The organism is Imperialibacter sp. EC-SDR9 (genome assembly GCF_902498805.1).
Classification (GTDB): domain Bacteria; phylum Bacteroidota; class Bacteroidia; order Cytophagales; family Cyclobacteriaceae; genus Imperialibacter.
Genome location: NZ_LR701637.1, coordinates 1 through 13677 on the forward strand (window position 1 = coordinate 1; position 13677 = coordinate 13677).

Genomic DNA, 13677 nt, shown 5'->3' on the forward strand with positions numbered 1-13677 from the left:
TTGGCGTATGAACATGCATAAAGCTAGCAAAAGCCTCTCTGGGACACCCAAGACACCGTCAAAAACCCCTCTATTTTAACTTAATTGAGGATTTTCGATAATCTTATAAAAAAGTGCGGAAGTCAGGAAAAAGCAATGGATGCATATCGACGGGGAGCTTTTGGGCCACCCACCTTTTGAAATCAACATTCATAAGAAGGCATTAAAAGTGAGAGTCAGGGCTTCCGCTTGACGATAGGCTTTTGTTTTTTGGAGAACCGGTAGTAGAAAATGCCTACCAGGGAAATCAGAACAAGAGAGATAAGCTGAGAATGTGAAAGTACATTTTCAATAATGAACCCCCTTCGGATATCACCCCTGAATATTTCTGTAACCGACCTGCCAACAGCGTACATCATGATGTACAGAAAAAACAACTGTCCCTCAAACCGTTTGTGCCGTTTGAACATTAGCAGCACTACCAAAATAGAAAGAATGAGAAAGATCTCATAAAGCTGTGTCGGGTGCAGCGGAGTATTTAGTGGTTTGGCTTGTGAAAGGGTGTCGGAAAAGCTAATACCCCACGGCATGTCAGTTGGCTTGCCGTAGCAGCAGCCAGCAAAAAAACAGCCCATTCTACCACAAACGTGAACGATGCAGCCCGTAACAGCTACCAAATCCATCATGGGCCAAAACGGTAGTTTGTGCTTTCTGAAATACCAAATGACGGTCGGAATGGCAAAAATGAGGGAACCGTAAAAAACGAAACCTGTTCGAAAGTTTTTTAACATATTGGCCGGTTCGCCAAAATAGTAGGCAGGTGACTCGAAATAATAGAACAATTTCCCCCCAACAAAGGCGGCAATAATTACCCATCTTGCGAGTCCTTGAATGACATCTGACTCGATCCCAAGTTCCTTCCTGGCAGTCCTGGCAGCGTAAAAATAGCCCAATGTTGCTCCAAGAGTGATCAACAAACCGTAAAAGTGGATGGTGACCGGCTTTCCAAAAAGCTCGAATGAAATGAATTCTGGATGCATTTATTGCGTTTATTATCGTATATTAAAGAGGCACTCGTTTTACAAATCTATCAAAATGCTCGTTCGTAACGCTTTCTTTTTCGTTTTCCTAAGCTTTCTTTTCATAGCTCCCAAGATATCAGCTCACGATTTTAGCAATGATGAGTTGGCTGAAGCCATCCGCTTGCGATTGGAAACAGCCCAGGCATATGGGCAAATGAGGCTTGGCGAAGAGCCAGTTTTTTGCATCAACACCTTGCCTGAGTTTTATGTAAGCAGAGACTTTCAGCCACTTTGGATAACAACCAGGGACAAATACCAAAAAGCCAAGGAGATGCTGAGCATCATCGGCGATGCGGAGGAAGAAGGACTAGCACCTGACGACTATCATTATGCTCATATATTGAAGTCGCTTAATCACTCCATCCGGCATGATTCGGTCGGTCGTTTTGAGCTTATTAAATTAGAGCTTTTGCTTTCCGACGCCTTCTTCTTGTACGCCTCTCACCTTTACTATGGAAAGTTGAACCCCGAGACTGCCGACCCCGAGTGGAAAGCAAAACGAAAAACCAATAGCTTCGACTTTGCCGGTTATTTAACCGAGGCGGTGGAGTCGGGCAAGCTAAGAGAGTACACCCAAGTGCTGGCTCCCAGCCTGCCGGAGTACACGATACTCAAGTCTTTTCTCGACTACTACCGTGAGGTGGTGTCAAAGGGAGGCTTTCCAAACGTGCCTGCTGGTGATAAGCTTCAAAAGGGAGATAGTAGTGAGCGAGTAGTGGCCATCAAGAGACGACTGTACATGGGATCGAACGTAGAAATTAAAGATGGCAACATGTCGCCTTTTTTCGACGATGACCTGGAAGCAGCCCTAAAGATATTTCAACGCCGAAATGGGTTAGGGGCAGATGGTGTGGCTGGAGTAAAGACCGTGGAATTACTTAATGTCCCGGCAGTGAAACGCACCCAGGATATAAAGATCAACATGGAGCGACTCAGATGGTTGCCCGAAGATCTTGGCGAACGCTACATACTTGTCAACCTTGGAAGTTTTGAACTTGAGATATTCGACAAGGCCTCCAGGACGTATGACTCGGAAGTGATCATTGGTAAAACCTATAGGAAGACCCCCGTGTTTAGCAGCAAAATGACATATCTGGTACTTAACCCCACCTGGACTGTGCCCCCAACTATTCTTAAATCCGATATTCTTCCGGAGGCCAGAAAGGATCCATCTGTAATCACAAGAAAAGGTTTAAAGGTGCTGAGGAGTGATGGAACTGAAGTGCCGTTGGCAGATGTAGACTGGCCAAATGTTTCTTCAACCAACTTTCCCTATATGCTACGCCAGCCACCGGGCCCCTCAAATGCTTTGGGAGATGTGAAGTTTATGTTTCCAAACCCCTACAGTGTTTACATACATGACACCCCGAGTCGGGAGATGTTCAATAAAAGTGAAAGAGCGTTCAGCTCCGGGTGTATCAGGTTAAAAAACCCATTAAACATGGCTGCCTACCTTTTAGCAGGCACTAAGTATACCAGAGAGGAGATTGGGAAAATCGTGCAAACGAGGGTAGAAACTACCATCACTTTGCCGAAGCCACTTGATGTTCACATACTCTACCTCACTGCGTGGGTAAGCGAAAGTAACAGTCTTCGCTTTGGTGTGGATGTATACGAACGTGATGCCAGGATAGCCAAAGGCCTATCGGGAACTCCCGAGGTTGGCAGCAGCATTGGCAGCAGGCTCTGACGTCAATTTTTGAACCTGGGCAACCAAATTGGTTGGTTGAAGCAATTTGCTTTTGGAGAGATAGTTTTTGTCGGGGTAGAATATAAAGAGGGCCGTTCCGTCTTTGATGGTGTTGATCACTTCCTTGTGAACAGCCATAGGAACCGAAGGGCAGCCAAAACTTCGACCAAGCCGACCATGTATTTTCACAAAGTCTTTGCTTACATAGTCAGCGCCGTGAAGCACAATCGCTCTTTCTCTCGCTTTGTCGTTAAACCCTTTTTCCTGCCCATCTAAACGAAGGGAGAGCCCATGTTTGCCCACGTAAGTTTGTGCAGTGGTATAGAAGCCAAGACTGCTTGTGTTGGAGTTGGGTACATTCGAAAACGATTCTGCATAGAGATTGCCCGTGTTTTTGCCATGCGCAACAAGGGTATGATACAGCACGTTTCTCGATTTCAGGTCAACTATCCAAAGTCTTTTTTGGTTAGAAGGCTTTCTAAAATCTATAATAGTAACAATATCGTCCTGAGTAATGCGATCACTGTCTTTCAGGTTGAGGTAACCGGTAACAGCAAGTTTAAAAAGACCAAAGTCGGGCATCGACTCATCACTGGCAAACGATTGGTAGTACAAAAGTAGTTGCCTATCAGGCGAAAAGTCGGCTGACTCATCCTCCAGACTCTTTTCCTGAGCAAAAGCTACTCCGGATGCAACGAACAAAAGTGCAATGAAAATTCTCGTCATAAAGGCCACCATCACGAAACAAATGTAGATAACGGAATGGTTCACAGGCCTTTGATGTAAGAATATTTTTGAAGCGCAATATTCCACTCAAAGTGACGGCGGCACCAATATCTTTCAGGTTTCTGCTCACTTACCTTTTTGGCCTGTTATATTTGTAAAAATATTGATTGACGATGCTTTCAAGAAGACCAAGAAGAAACAGGAAATCGGGCGTAATTAGGGAAATGGTGGAGGAAACAAGGCTTTCTACCAAAGACTTTATCTTTCCACTTTTTGTCATAGAGGGAGCCGGGAAAAGAGTGGAGGTAAAGTCTATGCCTGGGATTTTCCGTTTTTCTTTGGATGTCCTTTTGAAAGAAATCGAGGAATGCCTGATGTTAGGTATTCGCACATTTGCGATTTTTCCAGCCATCGACGATTCAAAGAAGGATAAGTACGCTACCGAGAGCCTAAATGGTGAAGGGCTTTACCTCAGGGCGCTGAGCGAGATTAAAAAGAGATTTCCTGAGGCTTGCCTCATGACTGACGTTGCTATGGATCCTTATAGCAGCGACGGACATGACGGGTTAGTAAAAGATGGGCAAATTGTAAACGACGAAACCCTCGAGATACTCGGAAAAATGGCCGTTGCTCAGGCTGGCACCGGAGCTGACATTATTGGCCCCTCCGACATGATGGATGGCCGTGTTGGGTACATAAGGGAGATGCTGGATGACGCAGGATATACCAATACGTCTATCCTTGCCTACACAGCCAAGTATGCAAGTGCCTTTTACGGTCCATTCAGAGATGCGCTTGACTCGGCTCCAAAAGCCGGAGACAAAAAAACTTACCAGATGGATACGGCTAATCGGAACGAAGCCCTCGTGGAAGCCGAACTGGACTATAATGAGGGAGCTGATATATTGATGGTGAAGCCTGCGCTGGCTTACCTTGATGTGATCAGGCTGCTTAAAGATAACTTTCCATTGCCAATAGCGGCGTATAATGTGAGTGGAGAGTACGCCATGATTAAGGCTGCTGCGCAAAATGGGTGGCTTGATGGGGAGAAGGCGATGGTTGAGTCCCTTTTGAGTATCAAAAGAGCAGGGGCCAGCATTATATTAAGCTATTTTGCCAGGGAGTTTGCTCAGCTTCAAAAGCAGTGAACAAAATAAAAAAAGCACCGGATAATTTACCCGGCGCTTTCCCGTAAGAGGATTCTACTACTTGTTATCTTTAAGGGTAGATGATGTTTCTCACCACCCATACTTTACTTTCTAGTTCACGCCCATCGAAATCTTCTATTTCGCTTCTACCCTTACCTAACGCTTTCAGGTAGGTGTTCATTGCCTTGACGGGCAAGTCATTTTTGAGGTAATAGTCCCCCAACACTGTCAGGTTGTAAACCGCCTCATTGAGGTCTATTGACATTGAAAGCCAGTCGTAAGCTTCCTTCAGGTTTTTGTCAATCACAATGCACCTTTCAGCTGCTTTTGCCAGTGTTTTCCAATCATGGTAGGCCGACTCCTCAACCATTTCCCTGGCCTTTTGCACTGCCCTGCTTTCATTTTTCTCTTTTGGGCCTGCTGCCCAAACCAAATTTGTCATTCCAATTAGTGACAGGCTCATAACGCCAGCCACTAGTGTCCTTTTTACTGAGTTTCTCATAGCACGAAAATTTAAGTGTTCAATAGTCACACATTAGTTTCCGATTGATTATGCTATTCAGATCCTCTTACAAATCTTCACTAAAGACGGTTATTCTCCGTTCGGGTTGCGTCAATACTTCACTTTATTTTAGCTCCCATTTTAAAAACATGCCTTGAGCATTAGTACTGGAGAATCATTTACGGTTGGGCACTACCTCTTGGTTGCTGTATATACGATGCGCATCAGGATTAGTTGGTTGCATTGTGTTAAAAAAAGTTAAAATGCCTCCGGCCCGAACCTGAACAAATCGTTGACAATTCCCCCTTGCTATTGTTGGCTATATCTATAGTACCCGATAACTTGTGAAAAGTTACACCTTCCATCATTGAACTTTAATTAAGCTAATGGTAACAGACTGGAAATTTTTTTTGGTTGAACATGGCGTCGACCCTGACTACGGATTTCTTTTGACTCCGTTTCCTGAAGTAAGCCTTTCGTCCTATTTTGCTCCCTGGGACCAGGCTGCACTCCATTTGCCAGAGTGGATAGAAAACGGCAGCGTAGCCGAAGAGGCAGGCAAATTACCATTCAAAGACCCGGGCAGAATAAGCAGCAAAGGCGAAATGGAAAGGGCCATGCTGGTGCTTTCATTTTTGGGAAGCGCCATAGTTCATACATCTGCCGATACTTCGCCACTGATCCCCAGAAATATATCCGTTCCATGGCGATACATCGCCACTCGCTTAGGAAGGCCCCCCGTGTTATCGCATGCATCCGCTGTGCTTGCTAACTGGAAAAGAATAGGCAATATGGGGGTGGTGTCATTGGGTAACATTGAGCCTCTGGTAACATTCACCAGAACTGAAGATGAGAAGTGGTTCTATATGGTCACCGTGGAGATTGAATCGCAGGCTGCAGAAGCTATTGCTGCCGTTGCCCTGGCGCTGGAATACACCACCACGAGAAACTCTGAGAACATTCTCCAACAACTGAAAGTAGTCAGGAACTCAGTGAGGATGATGACCACGACGCTGAAGAGGATGAAAGAGAAGTGTAACCCTTCAGTTTTTTACTCCAGCATACGGCCTTTTCTCAGCTCTTTCAAGGATGTCAGGTATGACCTTGGAGGGAGAACAGTGACAGAGAGCTGGCACGGTGGGAGTGCTGCTCAAAGTGCTGTCCTGCAGTTTTTGGACGCAGGAATGGGGATTGAGCACATGGAGCCTAAGTCTTCGGCATACATGAAAGATATGCTTAATTACATGCCTCCGCAGCATGCCACGATTGTGAGAAAGCTAAAACAAGGATCTCCCCTGAAAGACTATTGTAGTTCGGAATCGACACTCCGGTTCTTTTACGATAAGGCTGTAGAGACAATCCATGACTTCAGGACAGAGCATTTCAAAATAGCGCATGAGTATATAATTGCGCAGGCAAAAGCAGAAGAAGGGGTAATTGGCACTGGGGGAACTGAGTTGTCATCGTTTCTGAAATCGATGAGAGACGACACAAAAAAAAAAGGTGACTAAATTAATCACCCTTTTCACGCTTAAACAACACCCTAATTTATTTATGGCAAATCCTTACACAAAAATCATGAAGAATTCTTTTTCTGCTTCAAATATGACCCAAAGTTTTCTAAAAAAATGCAAATGAGAAAGTTTTAGGTCTTTTTTTTACCCTTGAAAATGAAAATTTACACAATTATGAATTTTTACGACTAAAATTCTACCCACTGTGAGTATTTTCATAAAAAGAGCTTCATTCTTAACGATTTTTCAAAAAGGAGGGAAAGCGCTTTAAATGCATCTTTTCATCGCAACGTGAGGCTTGCTGATTTTTAATAATTTTTCGTATTTGTTGCGAATCATTCAAGAAATTCCGTATTTTCATATTACCGTGATAATTAAATTGTGAATTTCACAACAAAATTGGTTGGTTCGCCTCTCATTTTGACAAATTCATAAAAACGGCTTCGCATTAACCCCAAGATGATAATTGGCCTTTTTCCAAAAAGGCATCGCCATTTGCTTTTTGCTAAATGCATCTTGAACGTTTTTAGACATCCTAAGTATGGAAGAAATAAAAAAACAACGTGAGGGCTTGTACTGCCCGGAGCTCGAACACGACAATTGTGGTATGGGCTTTCTTGCCAATTACAATGGCCATAAATCAAATGAGATTATTACTGGTGCTATATCCATGCTTGAAAACATGGAGCACAGGGGGGCTACCGGCGCTGAGCCAGAAACCGGAGATGGGGCTGGTATTCAGTTTCAGGTGCCCTATGAGTTTTTTGAAGCAGAGGCGCTGGCTTCAGGAGTCAAACTTCCGGCCCCGGGTAAATATGGCGTGGTTACACTCTTTCTTCCAAAAGACCAAAGGGGAAGAGAGGACACTGTTAGTCAACTAAAGCAAATCGCCACTGAAAGGGAGTTTAATATTGTTTTCCGCAGAAAAATACCCACCGACAATAGCAGAATAGGTTTGTCGGCCCGGCAAACAGAGCCTGACATGTATCACTACTTTCTGGTACCAAAGGAGCCTTTGGAAGACTCAATGGTATTAGAAAGAAAACTATACGTTTTTAAAAACCAGGCCACTCACTTCATTGCCAAATCACATCCCGATTTCTATATAGCCTCGTGCTCTGCTTTTAAAGTGGTTTACAAAGGGCAGCTGCGTACGGATCAACTGCGGTTTTACTATACAGACCTGAGAGACAAAAGGCTGACGTCAGCCTTTGCCATGATTCACTCCCGGTTTTCCACCAATACTTTCCCCAAATGGAAGCTGGCACAGCCCTTTCGTTTTCTTGCGCACAATGGTGAAATAAATACCATAAGAGGGAATGTGAACAAAATGAAGTCGAAGCAGGCGCTGATGGAGTCTTCGTTGTTTACCAAAGAGGAGATGCGGTGGCTGCTACCCATTTGTGATTCAGCCGATTCAGATTCTGCCAATCTGGACGCCATGGTGGAGCTTTTGGTGCTCTCTGGCAGGAGCATACAGCATGCAATGATGATGCTTATTCCTGAAGCCTGGCAAAACAATCCTCTGATGGATGAGGACAGAAAGGCATTCTATAAGTTTCATGCGTCGATGATGGAGCCCTGGGATGGCCCCGCAGCAGTATGCTTTACTGATGGTTTGAGAATAGGTGCTACGCTTGATAGAAACGGCCTAAGGCCAGCTCGCTATACAGTAACCAGCGATGGCCTGATCATTTTGGCTTCGGAGGTTGGAGTTTACCCCGTCGACCCTTCCAAAATTATTTCCAACGGAAGGTTGCAGCCGGGAAAAATGGTAATGGTTGACCTGGTGCAAAAAAAGGTGTTGTTTGACGAAGAGATCAAACAGCAGATTTTTGACAAGCAGCCCTATTCCGAGTGGATTAAAGGCAATAGAACAAAGCTTAGACTGCTGCCCGAGCCCAAGGATTTGCACCCGTCGTTTGAGGACGACCAATTGAAAACGAGGCAGTTGGCGTTTGGGTACTCCAACGAAGACGTGAGAACCATCCTTAAGCCGATGGTCGAAGATGGAAAAGAGCCACTCGGCTCTATGGGGACCGACACCCCTGTTGCCGTCTTGTCTAACCAGCCTCAACACCTTTCATTCTACTTTAAGCAGTTGTTTGCTCAGGTAAGTAACCCACCTATCGATCCCATCAGGGAGCGGCTTGTGATGTCATTGTTCACCAGGGTGGGTACCTCAAAGAATATTTTGGCCGAAACGCCTGAGCATTGCAGGCAGATACATATATCGCAGCCCGTTCTGGACAAGTCAAACTTTGAAAAGCTGCTTCAGTGGGATCACAAGCATTATAACTACAAGATTATAAATATCTTGTTCAACGCAGACGGCAAGGCAGGCAGGCTTGAAGAAGGGGTCAACGAAATTTGCAAAGAGGCCGAAAAGGCCATTGCTGAAGGTTCCAACATCCTTGTGCTGAGTGATAGAAACCTAAGTAAGAACAGAGCCGCCATACCATCATTGCTGGCGCTGGGAGCAGTTCAAAACCACCTTGTAAAGAACAAAATACGCACCAAGGCAAGTCTGATCGTGGAATGCGGCGACGCCCTGGAAGTGCATCATTTTGCGACTCTTGTTGGCTTTGGTGCCAGTGCTATCTATCCTTACATGGCGCTTGATACTATTGCCGAGTTGGTGAAAAGTGAAAAGCTTGATAAACCCTTGAGCTTTCAGGAGGCAAACGCCAAGTTCATCAAAGCCATAGGTGATGGAATTTTGAAGGTAATGTCGAAAATGGGCATTTCTACTCTTCAGTCTTACCAGGGAGCTCAAATCTTCGAAATACTTGGGCTTTCCAGTGCTGTGGTAAACAAATGCTTCTACGGCACTATTTCCAGAATTGAGGGCCTAGGTTTCGATGGCATCGCACGGGAAACGCTGGCCAAGCACAAGCTGGCATTCACGGAGTCGAACCAAACAAAGCGACTTCCAGAGGGAGGAATCTACCAGTGGAAGCGCCGGGGAGAGGTTCACTTATTTAACCCCGACACAATCCACTTGCTTCAAAAATCTACTAAGCTTAAGTCGTACGACTTATATAAAAAGTACGCTGAGAAGATCAATAAACAAGAAGAGAAGGCCATTACGCTCAGGAGCTTACTAGAATTTAAGGCTGGCAAGGCTATTCCTATCGAAGAGGTGGAGCCAAAGGAGGAAATCTTCAAAAGGTTTGCTACCGGAGCTATGTCATTTGGTTCTATCTCTTTTGAAGCCCATACGACATTAGCCATTGCCATGAACCGGATTGGTGGAAAAAGTAATAGTGGGGAAGGTGGTGAAGATCCAATCCGCTACGAGCGCAAGCCAAATGGGGACTACATGAGATCGGCTATCAAACAGGTAGCGTCTGGCAGGTTTGGTGTGTCGTCTTACTACCTCAGCAATGCTGACGAGCTTCAAATCAAGGTAGCTCAGGGTGCAAAGCCAGGTGAGGGTGGGCAGCTACCGGGTCACAAAGTGGATGATTGGATAGGACGTGTTAGAAACTCTACGCCGGGTGTTGGTCTTATCTCACCGCCCCCGCACCACGATATTTACTCAATTGAAGATTTGGCGCAGCTTATCCACGACCTTAAAAATGCCAATCGGGAAGCGAGGATCAACGTTAAGCTTGTTTCGGAGGCAGGTGTTGGAACTGTTGCAGCTGGTGTGGCAAAGGCATTTTCTGACGCCATTCTTATATCTGGTTATGACGGCGGTACCGGAGCTTCTCCAATAAGCTCGATCAGGCATGCCGGCTTGCCATGGGAACTTGGTTTGGCAGAAGCACATCAAACGCTCGTGAAAAACAGGCTACGTTCCCGAGTGGTACTGCAAACCGACGGCCAGTTAAGGACGGGAAGAGACATTGCCATAGCTACAATGCTGGGTGCTGAGGAGTGGGGCGTTTCTACGGCCGCTTTGATTACCATGGGCTGTATTATGATGAGAAAGTGTCATCTGAACACCTGCCCTGTTGGTGTAGCGACCCAGAACCCGGATTTGAGGGCGCTCTTCACCGGTAACCCCGAAGAAGTGATTGCCTTGTTTACATATATGGCGGAGGAGCTAAGAGAGATAATGGCTTCTTTAGGCTTCAGAACAATCAACGAGATGGTCGGCCGTGCTGATATGCTTCAGGTGAAAGACAAACTACCTGGTTGGAAGGCCGCTACAATTGATTTGAGCCCTGTATTGAAATATGCTGAGCCAGCTCAGGGAGAAACCGCTTACAACTCAATTGCACAAAAGCATAAACTAAACGAGGCACTGGATTGGAAGCTTTTAAAAATTGCACAGCCTTCACTGGACACCGGTCAGTTCTCTTCAGGCAAGTTGAAGATAGTGAATATCAACAGGTCAGTAGGAGCGCTTATTTCGAATGAAATTTCGAAGAAATACAACGAAGAGGGGCTTCCGGAAGGAACAATAAGGATAAACTTCAGGGGGTCAGCTGGCCAGAGCTTTGGCGCTTTTGGAGCATCAGGACTGAAATTTGTTCTTGAAGGGGAGGCCAACGACTACTTTGGTAAAGGGCTTTCCGGCAGCCAGCTGATAGTCTTTCCTGACAGACGTACGCAGTTTGTGCACGACCAGCAGATCATAATAGGCAACGTGGCCCTTTACGGAGCCATTACGGGAGAGGCTTATATCAATGGTATGGCTGGCGAGCGGTTTGCCGTCAGAAATTCTGGTGCTAACGCCGTTGTGGAAGGAGTGGGCGATCATGGCTGTGAGTACATGACTGGGGGTAGAGTTGTAATACTCGGCCCTACAGGAAAGAACTTTGCTGCCGGAATGAGTGGAGGTATTGCTTATGTTTATTCTCCGGGAGAAGAATTTGAGCAGTTGTGCAACATGGAAATGGTGCTATTCGATTCAATAGATCATCAGGACGTTTCCACAATTAAAACACTTGTGACAAATCATGTGAAGTTCACGGGAAGCAAAAAGGCTGAAATGATTTTATCAGAGTGGGACAGGCATATTGGTAAGTTTATCAAAGTGATGCCAAAAGAGTACAAGGAAGTTTTGGCCAATGCCAATAAGCGTAGAATCCGTCAAGCAGTTTAAGATCATGGGAAAAGTAACAGGTTTTTTAGAATACAATAGGGAGCTGCCAACTGCAAAGCCTCCCAAGCAGCGCATCAACGAGTACAAAGAAATATACGACGAGTTTGCTGACGAGAAAACAGAGGAACAAGCTGCCAGGTGCATGAGCTGCGGCGTTCCGTTTTGTCACACTGGATGCCCATTGGGAAATAATATTCCAGAATTCAACGACGCCGTCTACCAGCAGGATTGGGAGCTGGCCGCCGAGATACTTGGCAGCACCAATAACTTTCCTGAATTCACAGGGCGGATATGCCCTGCACCCTGTGAAGGATCGTGCGTGTTGGGAATAAACAAGCCTGCGGTAGCTATTGAGCACATCGAGAAGTCGATAGCGGAAAAGGCATTCGAACTGGGTCTGATAAAGCCGAACCCACCTAAAACAAGAACCGGTAAAACCATTGCTGTGGTTGGTTCGGGGCCAGCTGGCCTGGCGGCAGCGGCGCAGCTTAACAAGGCTGGTCATACAGTAACCGTGTACGAAAGAGCGGCTCAGCCCGGTGGACTCTTGCGTTATGGCATCCCCGACTTTAAGCTCGAAAAGTGGGTTGTGGAGCGCCGTGTTGAGGTGTTGAAGGCAGAGGGAATTGAATTTAAATGTGGAGTGAACGTAGGTGTTGATATTACAGCTAAGGAACTACAGTCGAAGTATGACAGTATCTTGCTGGCAGGTGGCTCTACCATTCCTAGAGATATCCCAATTCCCGGACGGGACTTGAAAGGAGTGTATTTTGCCATGGAATTCCTGACACAGCAAAACAAAGAAGTCTCTGATGAAAAGATTGAGGAGAAGAGGATTTTGGCTACAGACAAAAATGTGATGGTGATTGGGGGTGGTGATACCGGTTCTGACTGCGTGGGAACATCCAACAGGCACAGGGCCAAGTCCGTTACTCAGCTTGAGTTGCTTCCCCAGCCGCCAAAGTCGAGAGCCATCGATAACCCCTGGCCTGAGTGGCCAATGACATTACGGACTTCGTCTTCACACGAAGAAGGCTGTGAGAGAGACTGGGCTGTGCTAACCAAGGAATTTGTGGGTGATAAGGACGGCAACCTGGCAGGTGTGAAGTGTGTGAATATCGAATGGAAGGCAGCGAAACCAGGCGAAAGGGCTGGCTTTGCTGAGGTTGACGGCACTGAAAGAATAATCCCTTGCGAACTGGCTTTGCTGGCGGTAGGCTTTGTGGGCCCGGAGAAGGAAGGGTTGGTTGATCAGCTGAAAGTGACCCTTGATGAAAGGGGAAATGTGGCAGCTACCGATTACAAAACATCTTTAGAGAATGTTTTTGCGGCCGGCGACTTGCGCAGAGGCCAGTCCCTTGTTGTTTGGGCGATCTCAGAGGGCCGTGAGGCCGCCAGGGCTATAGATATTCATTTGATGGGCTCAAGCGATCTGGAAGCAAAAGACGCATCTTCTATTTCAGAGCTTATCTAGCTATTTGAAAGCATTTTCAGTAGGAGGCTGACTGCTGTCATACACCCGTATGGCAACAACGTCGGCCTCCGCTGTTTTTAGCCCATTGACAAACACCCCACAGTAGAAAACAGTTTTTCTATTCTTTACTTCGCTTATCCGGGCCCTCAGTTCTATCGTTTGATCGTTGGGAGTTGGCTTCAGGTACCGGACGTTCAAAGTGCCAGTGGCATATCTGTATTCAGGCATAGAATCCAGCCGCCTTCCCTCCAGTTTGTAGGCATGCGCCATGGCCGAGCCCATACAGTGACAGTCAATAAGGGTAGCTAAAATACCACCATTCAACAGGTTGGGCCAGCCGTGGTACTTTTCTTCCGAGACCCATTTGCATACCGCCTCTTCCCCCTCCCAGTAACTCTTTATTTGCAACCCATTGGGATTGTGTATACCACATCCAAAGCAAACATTCTCGGGCATAAAGTCCTGAAAGTACTCAGGTAGCTGATTTTCCATTTTCCAATCGTTAT

9 protein-coding genes are annotated in these 13677 nt (G+C 46.1%); 5 read left to right on the forward strand and 4 right to left on the reverse strand.

All coding sequences use genetic code 11. From position 1 onward, the window contains the following. Positions 1-215: 215 nt before the first annotated feature. Complete coding sequence (gene lgt / locus GC130_RS25510) at positions 216-1019, reverse strand: prolipoprotein diacylglyceryl transferase (protein ID WP_152001205.1); 804 nt, start codon at positions 1017-1019, stop codon at positions 216-218. Positions 1020-1074: 55 nt separating this feature from the next. Here lgt and GC130_RS25515 point away from each other — a divergent pair, with 55 nt between their 5' ends. Next, positions 1075-2751, forward strand: coding sequence for a murein L,D-transpeptidase (locus tag GC130_RS25515; RefSeq protein ID WP_193218015.1), 1677 nt, complete (start codon positions 1075-1077; stop codon positions 2749-2751). Here GC130_RS25515 and GC130_RS25520 read toward each other — a convergent pair. Continuing rightward, positions 2704-3522 carry a murein L,D-transpeptidase catalytic domain family protein gene (locus GC130_RS25520; protein WP_226940609.1) on the reverse strand — a complete coding sequence of 273 codons (819 nt, stop codon included), beginning with the start codon at positions 3520-3522 and terminating at the stop codon, positions 2704-2706. The two genes, GC130_RS25515 and GC130_RS25520, sit on opposite strands and share 48 nt — an antisense overlap. A gap of 128 nt (positions 3523-3650) precedes the next feature. Between GC130_RS25520 and hemB the strand changes: the two genes are divergently transcribed. Next, positions 3651-4625 (forward strand): porphobilinogen synthase, encoded by a 975-nt coding sequence (gene hemB / locus GC130_RS25525; protein ID WP_152001207.1) that lies wholly within the window; start codon positions 3651-3653, stop codon positions 4623-4625. Between the two features lie 70 nt (positions 4626-4695). Here hemB and GC130_RS25530 read toward each other — a convergent pair whose 3' ends face one another. Next, a complete protein-coding gene (locus GC130_RS25530; RefSeq protein ID WP_152001208.1) occupies positions 4696-5127 on the reverse strand; it encodes a hypothetical protein in 432 nt (143 codons plus the stop codon). A 386-nt stretch (positions 5128-5513) separates the two neighbouring features. On the opposite strand from GC130_RS25530, the gene GC130_RS25535 reads away from it, so the two are divergent. The 3 genes from GC130_RS25535 (at position 5514) to GC130_RS25545 (ending at position 13171) form a co-directional block, all read left to right on the forward strand. Then, positions 5514-6638, forward strand: a complete 1125-nt coding sequence (locus tag GC130_RS25535; protein WP_152001209.1) for a DUF1864 family protein — start codon at positions 5514-5516, stop codon at positions 6636-6638. A 544-nt stretch (positions 6639-7182) separates the two neighbouring features. After that, entirely contained in the window at positions 7183-11697 is a 4515-nt protein-coding gene (gene gltB / locus GC130_RS25540; RefSeq protein ID WP_152001210.1) for a glutamate synthase large subunit, read from the forward strand. A 4-nt stretch (positions 11698-11701) separates the two neighbouring features. Further along, entirely contained in the window at positions 11702-13171 is a 1470-nt protein-coding gene (locus GC130_RS25545) for a glutamate synthase subunit beta (RefSeq protein WP_152001211.1), read from the forward strand. Here GC130_RS25545 and GC130_RS25550 read toward each other — a convergent pair whose 3' ends face one another. Further along, a complete protein-coding gene (locus tag GC130_RS25550; RefSeq protein ID WP_152001212.1) occupies positions 13172-13663 on the reverse strand; it encodes a PaaI family thioesterase in 492 nt (163 codons plus the stop codon). Positions 13664-13677: the final 14 nt, after the last annotated feature.